Below are 12,849 nucleotides of genomic sequence, written 5' to 3' on the forward strand. Positions count from 1 at the left end.
CCGCCCCTTCAGGCGCCGATGCTGCCGCCCGTTCCAGCAAGCACGGCCGGCTCACGCCGCCGTCGTCCTTCTCCAGTGAGCGAGTGCATGAGCCTCATAGTCCAGAAATTCGGCGGATCGTCGGTGGCCGACGCCGAAGGAATCAAGCGCGTCGCGCAGCGGGTCGTCGACACCCAGTCCGCAGGCCACCAGGTCGTCGTCGTCGTCTCCGCGATGGGTGACAGCACCGACGAACTGCTCGACCTCGCCGCGCAGGTGAGCCCGACGTCGTCGGACGCCCGTGAGATGGACATGCTCCTCAGCGCCGGCGAACGCATCTCCATGGCCCTCCTGGCGATGGCGATCCACGCGACCGGCGCCTCCGCGCAGTCCTTCACAGGCAGCCAGGCCGGCATGATCACCGATGCCATCCACGGGAAGGCGCGAATCATCGACGTCTCCCCGCACCGCATCCGGACGGCCATCGAGAAGGGTGACGTCGCGATCGTCGCCGGTTTCCAGGGCATGAGCCGCGACAGCAACGACATCACGACCCTCGGCCGCGGCGGATCGGACACCACCGCCGTCGCCCTCGCCGCGGCACTCGACGCCGACGTCTGCGAGATCTACACCGACGTGGACGGCGTCTACACCGCCGACCCCCGGGTGGTCCCGTCGGCGCAGAAGATCGACACCATCTCGAGCGAGGAGATGCTCGAGCTGGCGGCGTCGGGGGCCAAGATCCTGCACCTGCGCTGCGTCGAGTACGCGCGCCGGTTCGGCGTCCCCCTGCACGTCCGCTCCTCCTTCAGCCATAACGAGGGCACGTGGGTACTCCCCAGCCCCGACGACCAGATCAAGATTCAAGAGGGAGAACCCTTGGAACAGCCCATCATCTCCGGCGTCGCGCACGACCGCTCCGAAGCGAAGGTCACCGTGGTCGGCGTCCCCGACATCCCCGGCAAGGCCGCCGAGATCTTCGGGATCGTCGCGGGCGCCAACACGAACATCGACATGATCGTGCAGAACGTCTCGACGCACGGTTCCGGCCGCACGGACATCTCCTTCACCCTCCCGATCGTCGACGGCGCCGACGCGCTCGCCGCGCTCGGCGCCGCGCAGGACCGCGTCGGCTTCGAGTCGGTCGACTACAACGAGACGATCGGAAAGCTCTCGCTGATCGGCGCCGGGATGCGATCCAACCCCGGCGTCTCCTACCGCTTCTTCCGCGCCCTGTCCGACGCCGGCGTGAACATCGACATGATCTCGACGTCGGAGATCCGCATCTCCGTGGTCACCGGCGCGGAGCTGCTCGACACCGCGGTGCGTGCCGTGCACGCGGCGTTCGAGCTCGACGGCGAGACCACCGCGACCGTGTACGCCGGGACGGGCCGCTAGCCGCACGGCCGTCCCCGTCCGACCACCCCACTCATCGGTCCCGCTGGGCGGGAGTGTCCGAACCTCCCCACTGGTCGACACCGAACAGTGGGGAGGGATGATCGCGGGCAGCACCCCGGTACGGGTCGTGCAGGTACCCGGAGCATGCAGAAGGCCGGTGGATCGGTGATCCACCGGCCTTCTGCCTGTCATTCTGCGGGTGTTACTTCACGACGACCGTCACGTAGGTGACCGCCGAGGATCCGGCGTAGGTCACGCGGCCCACGTAGGAGCCGGGCGTCAGGCCCTTCCAGGCGAGGGTCACCTTGCCCGTGGTGCCGTTCGTCAGGACGAGCGGATTCGGGGTCAGCGTCGCGTTGTTCTCGCCGCTCTTCAGGATGGCCGCGTCGATGGTGCCGGCGGTCGGCCGGTTGTCGGTGCTGCCGTAGAGCGAGGCGACGATCCGGTAGGTTCCCGGCGCCGGGTTCGGAATGGTCAGCGTCTCGCTCGCGTCGGCGGTTGCCACCACCCGGCGGGCGCCCGAAGGAGTGATGACCTCCATGTCGAAGTCGGCCGTCGGGTCGCTGGACAGGACGGAGAACTTCGCCACGGGAGCTCCCGCGGGGACGGTGACGTCCTTGGTGGTCTCGGCACCGACCGCGAGTTCGATCGGTGTGGAGTCCGCCTTGGACAGACCATCGAGCGTCATCTGGATCGGGGTGTTGGTGCCCGAGGTGACGTCGAAGGTGCCGCTGCCATCGGGACCGGTCGAGGTGAATGCTGCCTCGGCCGGAGCCTTGACGGCCTGCGGGCGGACGGCCACCGGGGAGGTGACGGTCTTGCCCTGGCCGGACCAGGTGAGGGACCCGGCCGCGAACGTGCCGAACGGCGCGCTCTCGTTCTCGAAGGACACCTTGAAGGTGCGCTTCTCGCCGGGTGCGCTGAAGTTCAGGACGGCCGGCGTGACGGTGACCTTCACTCCGGGGACGTTGGCGGTTGCACGGTAGAGGCCGGGGGTGAGTGCGGTCACCGTGCGGGTGACCTCGATGCGCCCTGTCAGGTTGCCGAGGCCGAAGGACGGCACGTTGGTGTCCTTCGCCGCGACGGGCTCGATGCCCTCGATGCCGACGTCGATTCCGGTGCCGGCGATGAAACGCAGGTAGTCGTCCACGGTCTGGTCGTAGACCAGTCCGGGGCTGAGGACGGTCGCCGGGTTGATGTGGCCCGCGCCCACGGCGAGGACGTCGGTCTCGACGGCGCCGGTGGCGGTCTTCAGCGGGTAGGCGGTGGTCATCATCGCCGACTTCACGGTCGCCGGGGACCAGGCAGGGTTCTTGCCGAGGACCAGCGCAGCGAAGCCTGCGACGTGGGGCGATGCCATGGAGGTTCCGGAGAGGAACCCGAACTGGGCGCCCTTGGAACCGATGGTGGAGACGCCAGCGAGGACGGCGACGCCGGGAGCCGCGATGTCCGGCTTCAGGAGGTCGGACCCGGTGGCCAGCAGCGGGCCTCGCGAGGAGAAGCCTGCGACCTGGGGGGTCGGAGGCAGGGGCTTGCCCGTGGTGTCCGTGGGCTGCAGGGCGACGGTGATCGCCGGGTCGGCCGCGACCTTCGCCTTGAGCTCGAGGGCCTCCGGGGCGTTGACGTGCACGGTCGGTACGACGTGCTGGTCGGTGTCGGTCGACGAATCGACGAGATTGACGAGGATCATGCCCACGCCTCCGGCGCGGAGCACCTCGGCGCTCTTCGCGGTGCGGTCGATGACGCCGCGGTCACAGACGACGATCCTGCCGGCGACCTTCGCGGGATCCAGGGTGTTGGGGCCGCACAGGTTAGGGCTCGCCGCTCCTGCCGCCGCCGCGTTCGCCGCGAGGACGACCGGGCTGGCGGGCACCCCGGTGCGCATGATGGACGCGCCGCGGTACTTGGTGCCGTCCGAGAATTCGGCGGTGCCCTGCAGCTCGTAGTTGAAGGTGCTGGCAGCGACCGTGGTCATCCACGGGGCGCCGTGGTTCACGGTGCTCGCCGTGGGCCCGGAGTTGCCGGCCGAGGCGGCGACGAAGATGCCCGCGGACGTAGCGGAGAGGAAGGCGAGGGACACGGGGTCCGTCGTCGTCGTCGTGCTGCCCGAGATCGAGTAGTTCAGCACATCCACGCCGTCGAGGATGGCCTGGTTGATGGCGTCGACCGAAGCCGAGGAGTAGCAGCCGCCCGTGTTGGGGTCCTTGTCCTCCCAGCAGGTCTTGTAGACGGAGATCTTCGCCTCGGGGGCGACGCCGGAGGACACACCGAAGTTCCGGCCGTCGACGGTCTGGGTGACCCCGGCCTTGCCGGCGGCCGTGCTCGCGGTATGCGTGCCGTGGTTGTCGATGTCGACCGGGGAGAGGACTTCCTCGGGCGCGCGCTTGTCGGCGGGCACGCTGGCGATGAAGGCGTCGGCGAAGTACTGCGCGGAGACGACCTTGGAGTTGCAGAGGCTGCCGTCGAAGTCCTGGCCGACCTGGCAATCCCCCACGAACGTGGTTCCGTCGGCCTTCAGCACGGCGATCTCGCCGGCTGCGTCGAGGTAGGGTTCGCCGACCTTGGGCTTGGCGTTGCCGGGCAGTGCCTTGACGGGCGTGCCGGCGAAGAAGGGGTTGTCAGGGGCGTAGCCGGTGTCGATGACGCCGACGACCGTTCCCTTGCCCGCGTTCTTCTCGCCGCCGAACTGGGTCTTCCACGCTCCCTTGTTGCCGTTGAGGCCGAGGAAGTCGATGGTGGAGTAGTCCGGAGCGTTCTCCACGTCCGGCGCGACCATCAGGACCTTGTCGCTCTTGGCCAGCTCGATGGCCTGGTCGGCGCTGAGATCCGCGGCGAAGCCGTTGATCGCCGCCGTGTAGGTGCGGTTGATCTCGATGTTCTCCGCGGCAGCGACCTCCTGCTGCTTGGCCTCGAGGAACTTCGAGTACTGCTTGACGTTATTGGCCTGGGCGTCGAGCTTGTTGCCACGCTCGGGCTTCGTCGGGGCGATGCCCTGGACGCCGCCGTCATAGGTGGCGAGCGGCTTGTCGGCGAGTACCACGATGTACCTGCCGGCCGGGTACTGCGCCGGATCCAGGTTCTTTGCCGGCGCCTTCTGCGGCGTCACCGAGGTGGCCGGGGCGGGTGCTGCGAAGGCAGCGGGCGCCACAGCCGTGGATGAGACCAGTAGCGGCAGACCCAGGACGATCGCCGCGGCAGTGCGCAGACTCGTGCGCCCCTGCCCGGCATTTCTCCGTTGTGTCATATGAAGGTTTTGCCTCTCGTAAAAAGTGCGGTCCGGCCGAAGCCGTTCCCCCGATGCCGCGACCTCCCGTATGGGACCCCACACCTGTGAGAAGGCTCACAGACGCCACGGCGAGCACAAACTTACCCGAGGCAACACACCCTGACCAGACGGATCGCGGAGCGCTTCACAGAAACTTCGGAGGGTATTTACCAAAAAGCGCCCGGGTGATAATGGAACAATGGCCCGCGCTCCGCTCCGTCTTCCCGAGGCCGCGTGGCAGGACCGTGAGCAGCGGCACCAGGAACGCGTCGGCCGCTTCGCCGAGCCCTACCTCAGCAGGCGGTCCCGCGGGGTCAGGCACCCGGTGGAGGACTTCCTCTTCACCTACTACAGCCAGAAGCCGGGCCAGTTGACGCGCTGGCATCCGGGAGCGGGCGTGGTGCTGACCGGACCGGCGGCACTGGAGCGGGTCGGCTGGAAGCACTACACCGAGGCCGACGGCGGAGTCCGGGTGGACACGCAGGGCTTCGCCGTGGAGAGGCGCGACGCCGTCGACTTCGCCCGCCTGATCCTCGCCCGGACCGCGGCGCGGCCGGCGCAGTTCCGCTGCTTCGGGCTCCACGAATGGGCGATGGCCTACCGCTCCGCCGTCAACGGCGTACGCCACGAGTACCTGCAGTTGCGCCTCGGCGCGCACGGGACCGACGACGTCGTGGAGGCCTCCCGGATCCGCTGCACGCACTTCGACGCCTTCCGTTTCTACACCCCGGAGGCGGTCCCCCTCAACGAGCACACGCCCACCCGCCAGACGCAGCGGGACCTCGAGCAGCCGGGCTGCCTCCACGCGAACATGGACCTGTACAAGTGGGCGTACAAGCTCACGCCGCTGCTGCCCAGCGAGATCGTCATGGACTGCTTCGAACTGTCCTGGCGGATCCGGACCATGGACATGCGGGCGTCCCCGTACGATCTCGCGGACTGGGGCTACGCGCCGATCGCGATCGAGACGGCCGAGGGCAAGGCCGAGTACGTCCGGCTGCAGCGCGGCTTCGCCGAGGAGTCGCAGGCGCTCCGGACGCGGCTCCTCGGGCTTCTCGACACAGCGCTCGACACTCCCTGACCACCCTGGCGGGACGTACCGCCGTCGTCATGCGTTGTCCCACAACCAGCCCTTACGCTGGGAAGCCTGCCGAAGGGGACGCCATGACCAGCACCGATCCGACGCGGGCCGCCGCCCGTGCACGCGGGGCGGCCGGCTGGGTCCTGCTGCCCCTCGCGGCGCTCGCCCTCGCCCTCTCCGCATGCAGCCCGGGCGGCCCGCCCTCCGAACCCGATGGACAGGAGTCCGCCGTGCAGTCCGCCACTCCCTCATCCACGCCGGACGGGACCGCGACGCCCGGCCCGGCATCGTCCGCCCCGTCCGCGCCCCCGTCCTCTCCGTCCCCGTCCTCTCCCACCGCGTCCTCTCCACCCCCGTCCTCCCCGCCCGCGTCCTCTCCGTCCGCGACGAACGCCATGCTGACCATCACCATGCAGCAGGACCCCTCCTCGGATCCCGTGCAGTACGTGCTCGAATGCGTCGACGGCGCACCCGGCCCCGCCACCACGCTCCCGAACGCCGACGCCGCGTGCGCGACCCTCTCGCGGCTCGGCACCGCCTTCTTCACGGCACGCCCGAACAAGGACGTCGTCTGCACCCAGCAGTACGGCGGGCCGCAGACCGCGAGCATCACCGGCCAGCTCGACGGGACCCCGGTGGCGGGATCGTTCGCGCTGACGGACGGTTGCCAGATCTCGCGGTGGAACACCGTGAAGGACCTGCTGGGGGCGCCGGGCGCGCAATAGGGAGCCCACCGACCGACGCCGTCCGGTGGGAATGGTTCCTCACCCCCACCGGTCGGGCCCGTCGGGTGGGGGCGAGGGTGAAGACGGTGGCTCCTGAGCGGCAGGGGTCCGGACGGGGGCGCAGGGAATGCCCGTTAGACTTGGACCGCAAGCTCGCGGAGCGCCGGTATCGACCCTGATGCGGCGTGAGACGGCACTCCCGGGCTCCTGCATGCAATGCTGGAACCCCCAGCACTCGCCGCTCACGCACAGGAGTTGCCGGATGCCCCGGATCGTTGTCGACGTCATGCCCAAGCCCGAGATCCTCGACCCGCAGGGTAAGGCGATCGCCGGAGCGCTCCCCCGGATCGGGCTCACCGGCTTCGCCGGCGTCCGCCAGGGCAAGCGCTTCGAACTGACCGTGGACGGTGACGTCACGGAGGAGATCCTCGAACAGGCCCGCCACGCCGCCACCACGCTGCTCTCCAACCCGGTCATCGAGGACGTCACGCGCGTGGAGGTTCTCGAGGAGGACGGCCAGTGACCGCGTCCGGCTTCGAGACCCCGCTCATCGGCGGCCCCCAGCCCGTCCCTGCCGGCGCCGACGCCGCGCTCGACGGCGTGAGGGTCGGCGTCGTCACGTTCCCCGGCTCGCTCGACGACCGCGACGCCGTCCGCGCCGTCCGCCTCGCCGGCGGCAGCGCCACCCAGCTGTGGCACGGCGACCACGACCTGCAGGGCGTCGACGCCGTCATCATCCCCGGCGGCTTCTCCTACGGCGACTACCTCCGCGCCGGCGCCATCTCCCGGTTCGCGCCGCTCATGGAGCAGATCACGGCGGCCGCCTCGGGCGGGGCGGACGCCCTTCCCGTGCTCGGCATCTGCAACGGATTCCAGGTCCTCACGGAGGCGCACCTGCTACCCGGCTCCATGATCAAGAACAACTCGCTGCACTTCATCTGCCGCGACCAGCGACTGCGGGTCGAGAACGCCGACACCTCCTGGACGTCGGACTACGCGGACGGCGAGGAGATCGTCATCCCGCTCAAGAACCAGGACGGCCAGTTCGTCGCCGACACCCGCACCCTCGACGAGCTCGAGGGCGAGGGCCGTGTGGTGTTCCGCTACGTCGGAGGCAACCCCAACGGCTCGCGCCGCGACATCGCCGGCATCTCCAACAAGGCGGGCAACGTCGTCGGGCTCATGCCGCACCCCGAGCACGCCGTCGAGCCGGGCTTCGGCCCCGACTCCTCGGCCCGCGGCGCCGTCGAGGTTTGCGGCGGCACCGACGGCCTCGGCATCTTCACCTCGGTACTCAAGAAACTGGTGGGCTAAATGACTGCAGAGACGACGTCCCGGACGTTCAACATCGACACGGTCGCGAACGCGGAGGCCACACCCGGCCAGGCTCTGCCCTGGGCCGAGCTCGGGCTCAAGGAGAACGAGTACCGGCGCGTCGAGGAGATCCTCGGGCGACGGCCCACAGCGGCCGAGCTCGCCATGTACTCGGTGATGTGGAGCGAGCACTGCTCCTACAAGTCCTCCAAGGTGCACCTGCGCCAGTTCGGCGAGAAGGTCACCGACGCCATGAAGGAGCACCTCCTCGTGGGCATCGGCGAGAACGCCGGCGTCGTCGACATCGGGGACGGCTGGGCCGTGACGTTCAAGGTGGAGAGCCACAACCACCCGTCCTTCGTGGAGCCCTACCAGGGGGCGGCCACCGGTGTCGGCGGGATCGTCCGCGACATCATCTCCATGGGCGCCCGGCCCGTCGCCGTCATGGACCCGCTGCGCTTCGGGGCGATCGACCACCCCGACACCGCGCGCCTCGTGCACGGCATCGTCGCGGGGATCGGCGGCTACGGGAACTCCCTCGGCCTGCCGAACATCGGCGGCGAGGTGGTCTTCGACGCCGTCTACCAGGGCAACCCGCTGGTCAACGCCCTCGCGGTGGGCGTGCTGCGCCATGAGGACATCCGCCTGGCGAACGCGTCCGGCGCCGGCAACAAGGTGGTCCTCTTCGGTGCCCGCACCGGCGGCGACGGCATCGGCGGAGCCTCCGTGCTGGCCTCCGAGTCCTTCGACTCCTCGAAGCCGTCCAAGCGCCCCGCCGTCCAGGTGGGCGATCCGTTCGCCGAGAAGGTCCTCATCGAGTGCTGCCTCGAGCTGTTCAAGGCGTCCGTGGTCGAAGGCATCCAGGACCTCGGCGCGGCCGGCATCTCCTGCGCGACGTCGGAGCTCGCCTCCAACGGCGACGGCGGCATGCACGTGGAACTCACCAACGTGCTGCTCCGCGACCCGTCGCTCACCCCCGGCGAGATCCTGATGTCGGAGTCGCAGGAACGCATGATGGCGGTCGTGACGCCCGGGAACGTGGAGGCGTTCGAGGCCATCATGGACAAGTGGGCCGTCGAGTACTCCTGGTTGGGCGAGGTCACCGACACGGGCCGGCTCATCATCGAATGGGCCGGCGAGAAGATCGTCGACGTCGACCCCCGCACTGTCGCCCACGAGGGCCCCGTCTACGAGCGCCCCTACCACCGGCCCGCATGGCTCGACGGCGTCCAGGCCGACGGCTTCGGTCCCGAGCGGCCCGCCGACCTGCGCGAGGCCGTGCTCGAACTCATGGCGTCACCCAACATGTGCGCGAAGAACTGGGTGACCGACCAGTTCGACCGCTACGTCCAGGGCAACACGGCCCTCGCCATGCCCGACGACGCCGGCGTGGTCCGGGTCGACGAGGAGACCGGCCTCGGCATCGCCGTCTCCACGGACGCGAACGGCCGCTACTCCTACCTCAACCCGTACGAGGGTGCGCGCCTGGCCCTCGCGGAGGCATACCGGAACGTGGCGACGTCGGGTGCCGCGCCGCTCGCCGTCACCGACTGCCTGAACTTCGGCTCCCCCGAGGACCCCGAGGTCATGTGGCAGTTCGCCGAGACCGTCCGCGGCCTCGCCGACGCCTGCCAGGAGCTCGGCGTGCCCGTGACCGGCGGCAACGTCTCGCTCTACAACCAGACCGGCGGGGTGGCCATCCACCCCACCCCGGTGGTCGGCGTCCTCGGCGTGTTCGACGACGTCGCCCGGCGCACCCCGTCGGGCTGGCGGGAGGACGGGCAGGCCATCTACCTGCTGGGCACGACGGCGGACGAGCTCGACGGTTCCGAGTGGGCGAACCTGCGCGGCCACCTCGGCGGGCAGCCTCCGGCACTGGACCTCGCCGCCGAGAAGACGCTCGCGGCGATCCTCGTCAACTGCTCGCGGGACGGCATGATCGACGGCGCCCACGACCTCTCCGAGGGCGGGCTCGCCGCCGGCCTGAGCGAGATGTCGCTCCGCTTCGGCGTCGGTGCGCGGATCGGGATCGACGAGCTGTGCGAGCGCGACGGCATCGACGCGTTCACCGCGCTGTTCAGTGAGAGCCAGGCCCGCGCCGTCGTCAGCGTGCCCCGCTCCGAGGAGGTCCGCTTCAACGACATGTGCACGGCGCGGAACTTCCCCACGATCCGGATCGGCGTGGTGGACACGGAGAACCAGGCGCTCGACGTGCAGGGCTGTTTCACCCTGCCGCTGGACCTGCTGCGCGAGGCCCACGAGGGGACGCTGCCGAAGCACTTCGGCTGAGAGGGCGCCGCCGCGGACGAGTCGGCCGCGGCGGTGTGCCGCTGGGCCTCAGGCGGCCTTCGGCATCGCGGTGACCACGACGTTCTTGCCCCACGGGTCCTCCGTGTAGCAGCTGATGAGGACTACGCGGTTCGGGACGATGTTCCAGATGTCGCTGTCCTTCAGCGTGTCCTTGTCGTGGGTCGTCACCGAGTCGACGACGTAGGTGAGGTCGCCCGTCTCGACGGTGAGCGTGAATTCGGTACCCACGAGGGTCTCGTCGCTCAGCGCGTTGAACGGTGCGTCCCTGCCGTCCCAGCTGTGGCCGGCGATGTAGGTGGTGTTGCTCGATCCGCCCCCGGGGATCCCGTAGGACGTCAGCCAGTAGGCATCGACGGTGAGCGGCGGGACGAGGGCCTGCGCGGCGAGGTCCGCGTCGCTCGGTGTGAGCGGCAGGACGGCCATCTCGATTCCGGCGGCCGGGAAGGACAGGGCTCGGGGCTGCGACGCCACGGGGCCGGTGGCGACGGCGGGTGCGGCAGGCGCCACCGTGGCTGGGACGGCGACGGGTGACGGCGTCGCGGCGGCGGACAGGGTGCTCGACGGCGACGGCGCGGAGGACGGAACGCCGGAGGAATCCGAGGGGGAAAGAGAGACGGCGACGGCGACGGCGGCCGCTACGAAGGGCAGCGCGAGCCATGGCCGGCTGCGCGGCCCGCGCGGCTGGTCGATGGGGGACGTCTCAGGGCGCTGCTCGGCCGCTGGTTCCGGGGTCCGGGCCTGTTCCATGGCTGCAGTCCTGAATTCGAAGGTGATGGTGCACCGCTCCGGCCCGGAGCCGCGGTCCTTCGACCACGACTCCAGGCCGGGCGGCGAGGTTCTAGTGCTGTGCGCGCTCGAGGCGACGCATGCGGGCGGCGGTGGCCGCGGGAACGGCCACACCCAGGGCCAGCAGGGCCGCGATGAGCGTCACTGCCGCACTGTTGTCCTCGGTCGCGACGGCTGTCTGGACATTGAGGCCCTTGTTGGTGCCGGTCGGCGCGGTGACGACGGGCCCGGGGGTCGCCGGAACCGCCACTGGCGCGGGAGGAACGGCCACCGGGACGACCGGCGCCGGGACCACCGGCGTGACGCCCGGTCCGGTCGGCACGACCGGAGCCGGATCGACGCCGATCGCGCCGGCGTCACACGCCGTGAGGAACGCCTCGAACAGGGCGAGGATCTCGTTCGCGAGGGCCTCATCCATGTTGAGCTGGGCGAGGAGGTCGGACGCCGCGCCGTCTGCGGTAGCGAAGGCTTCCTCCGCACGCTGGACCTCGGGGGTGTAGGTCGCCTCGAGGTAAGCGGTCTCAGCGAGCTCAGCGAGGTTGAGAGCCTCGGCCTGGGCTGCCAGGGCAAGTGTCAGCTGACGTTGGGCCTCGACGACGGCCGGGTCCTCCAGGTCTCCCTCAGCAAGCAGGACCGCGTCGTCGTACTCTCCCTGCTCGGTCGCGACGAGCGCGACTGCCGCTTCGTAGTCGTCCTCGGCCACCACCAGTGCGGCCTCGGCGTCGACGGCGACCTGCGAGGTCAGAGCAGCCTGAGTGACTGCCTCGAGGTTCGCCGCAGCCTCCACGACCGCCGCCGTCGCCAGCTCGAACTGGTCGACGAAGCGGATATCGACGCCGGCGAGTCCGAGAGCCGTATTGAACTGCGTCGAGGCCTGGAGGCAGGCAGCGTCACCCGGCGCTGCCGACGCCATCGGAGCGCCGAGGAAGAGTCCGCCGGCGAGGAGGGTGGCCGTCGAACCGGCAGCTACCCATGTCTTGGTACTGATCATGTATGCGCGTCTCCTGAACACGTAGTTCCCCCCGGGCTTTCCCGACGGCGCAGCTTGCGGCCCCACACGCAAGCAGCGCCCCCATGGAGGGCGCCGCGAACAAGATCGCTATGATCCGCTGATCGTCGAGGGGCAGGATGCGGGACCCTGTGATCCCCCTGAATGATCGCTGTGAATTCAACCTAAAGCGGTTGTATGGCAGAAGCAATGAATTCGGGGACCGTGAATGTAACACTTCGGTATCGGCCGGAGCCCTGCACCGGACCGCCGCGCCGGGTGCCCGAACCCGTGGGAACGTGTCCCCGCGATGGGTGCTAGGCGCCCGCGAGCTCCCGTGCGGCCTTCACGTACCGTGCCAGGACGTACCGCTGCGTCAGCCGGGTGACCGGTGTCGCGAGCCGGAAGAGGAGGCTCGCCGGCACGCTGTAGGCGGAGCAGATGAACAGCAGCCGGTTGTCCGCCGTCAGCTCGGCGCAGAACCCCTCCTCGCCCCGCACCGGGTGACCCGGGAGCGTGCCGTAGCCGAACCCGCCGCGCTGGCCCGGGACCGCCCGTCCCGCGCCGTCGAGCTGCGGCGCCCTCGACCAGATGACCCTGCAGGGCGCCTTGATGCGCGCGGGACCGATCCCGAACCCGGAGACGACGCGGACACCGGGGGCGGCCCGCTCGGCGTCGGACTCCATGGTGAGTCCGGCCCCGCGGTGCAGCTCCCAGGCGAGGATGCCCTCCGTGAGGGCGATGAAGGCAGCCGATGGATCGTCGGCTGCGATCTCGTGGGACTCCACCATCACGGTGTAGCCTGCGGGCCACCCGCCTTCGAGGGACTCGGGGAAGGGCCTGTCCGTCGCGCCCCGCTCCTCGTACGTGAACTGTTCCATGCGCGTCTCCTCGATGCATCGCTGCCCGGCGCCCTGTGGAACGGGCCCGGTCCCAACCTAGTGGACAGGAGACGGGCGGGTGGGCGCAGACGGCCGCGCAGTGGCAGGATGGGGGTCCAGAC

10 protein-coding genes are annotated in these 12,849 nt (G+C 69.9%); 6 read left to right on the top strand and 4 right to left on the bottom strand.

The annotated features are described in order from the left end of the window. Window positions 1-87: 87 nt before the first annotated feature. Window positions 88-1,377, top strand: a complete 1,290-nt coding sequence (locus ACX80P_RS13655; protein WP_459278649.1) for an aspartate kinase — start codon at window positions 88-90, stop codon at window positions 1,375-1,377. Between the two features lie 202 nt (window positions 1,378-1,579). On the opposite strand, the gene ACX80P_RS13660 is transcribed toward ACX80P_RS13655, so the two are convergent. Then, complete coding sequence (locus ACX80P_RS13660) at window positions 1,580-4,621, bottom strand: S8 family serine peptidase (RefSeq protein ID WP_459278650.1); 3,042 nt, start codon at window positions 4,619-4,621, stop codon at window positions 1,580-1,582. Window positions 4,622-4,841: 220 nt separating this feature from the next. Here ACX80P_RS13660 and ACX80P_RS13665 point away from each other — a divergent pair, with 220 nt between their 5' ends. The 5 genes from ACX80P_RS13665 (at window position 4,842) to purL (ending at window position 10,051) form a co-directional block, all read left to right on the top strand. After that, window positions 4,842-5,723, top strand: a complete 882-nt coding sequence (locus tag ACX80P_RS13665; protein ID WP_459278651.1) for a 3-methyladenine DNA glycosylase — start codon at window positions 4,842-4,844, stop codon at window positions 5,721-5,723. Between the two features lie 83 nt (window positions 5,724-5,806). Beyond that, window positions 5,807-6,448 carry an SSI family serine proteinase inhibitor gene (locus ACX80P_RS13670; protein WP_459278652.1) on the top strand — a complete coding sequence of 214 codons (642 nt, stop codon included), beginning with the start codon at window positions 5,807-5,809 and terminating at the stop codon, window positions 6,446-6,448. A gap of 262 nt (window positions 6,449-6,710) precedes the next feature. Continuing rightward, window positions 6,711-6,971, top strand: coding sequence for a phosphoribosylformylglycinamidine synthase subunit PurS (purS, locus tag ACX80P_RS13675; protein WP_400484253.1), 261 nt, complete (start codon window positions 6,711-6,713; stop codon window positions 6,969-6,971). After that, window positions 6,968-7,762 carry a phosphoribosylformylglycinamidine synthase subunit PurQ gene (gene purQ / locus ACX80P_RS13680; protein ID WP_459278653.1) on the top strand — a complete coding sequence of 265 codons (795 nt, stop codon included), beginning with the start codon at window positions 6,968-6,970 and terminating at the stop codon, window positions 7,760-7,762. The genes purS and purQ overlap by 4 nt, the downstream gene beginning before the upstream one ends. Next, a complete protein-coding gene (purL, locus tag ACX80P_RS13685; RefSeq protein ID WP_459278654.1) occupies window positions 7,763-10,051 on the top strand; it encodes a phosphoribosylformylglycinamidine synthase subunit PurL in 2,289 nt (762 codons plus the stop codon). A gap of 48 nt (window positions 10,052-10,099) precedes the next feature. Here the strand turns inward: purL and ACX80P_RS13690 are convergent, their stop codons facing one another. From ACX80P_RS13690 to ACX80P_RS13700, 3 genes are all read right to left on the bottom strand, one after another. Continuing rightward, window positions 10,100-10,819, bottom strand: a complete 720-nt coding sequence (locus tag ACX80P_RS13690) for a class F sortase (RefSeq protein WP_459278655.1) — start codon at window positions 10,817-10,819, stop codon at window positions 10,100-10,102. 91 nt (window positions 10,820-10,910) lie between these two features. Then, window positions 10,911-11,849 carry a hypothetical protein gene (locus ACX80P_RS13695; protein WP_459278656.1) on the bottom strand — a complete coding sequence of 313 codons (939 nt, stop codon included), beginning with the start codon at window positions 11,847-11,849 and terminating at the stop codon, window positions 10,911-10,913. Between the two features lie 314 nt (window positions 11,850-12,163). Beyond that, entirely contained in the window at window positions 12,164-12,727 is a 564-nt protein-coding gene (locus ACX80P_RS13700) for a DUF1990 domain-containing protein (protein WP_459278657.1), read from the bottom strand. Window positions 12,728-12,849: the final 122 nt, after the last annotated feature.

The sequence above is a fragment of the Arthrobacter arabinosi genome (assembly GCF_054511115.1).

Bases quoted from the DNA above. Each gene is read 5' to 3' on its own strand.
- purL (WP_459278654.1), top strand. From the start codon at position 7,763: ATGACTGCAGAGACGACGTCCCGGACGTTCAACATCGACACGGTCGCG.
- ACX80P_RS13695 (WP_459278656.1), bottom strand. From the start codon at position 11,849: ATGATCAGTACCAAGACATGGGTAGCTGCCGGTTCGACGGCCACCCTC.
- ACX80P_RS13670 (WP_459278652.1), top strand. From the start codon at position 5,807: ATGACCAGCACCGATCCGACGCGGGCCGCCGCCCGTGCACGCGGGGCG.
- purS (WP_400484253.1), top strand. From the start codon at position 6,711: ATGCCCCGGATCGTTGTCGACGTCATGCCCAAGCCCGAGATCCTCGAC.
- ACX80P_RS13660 (WP_459278650.1), bottom strand. From the start codon at position 4,621: ATGACACAACGGAGAAATGCCGGGCAGGGGCGCACGAGTCTGCGCACT.
- ACX80P_RS13665 (WP_459278651.1), top strand. From the start codon at position 4,842: ATGGCCCGCGCTCCGCTCCGTCTTCCCGAGGCCGCGTGGCAGGACCGT.
- ACX80P_RS13690 (WP_459278655.1), bottom strand. From the start codon at position 10,819: ATGGAACAGGCCCGGACCCCGGAACCAGCGGCCGAGCAGCGCCCTGAG.
- ACX80P_RS13655 (WP_459278649.1), top strand. From the start codon at position 88: ATGAGCCTCATAGTCCAGAAATTCGGCGGATCGTCGGTGGCCGACGCC.
- ACX80P_RS13700 (WP_459278657.1), bottom strand. From the start codon at position 12,727: ATGGAACAGTTCACGTACGAGGAGCGGGGCGCGACGGACAGGCCCTTC.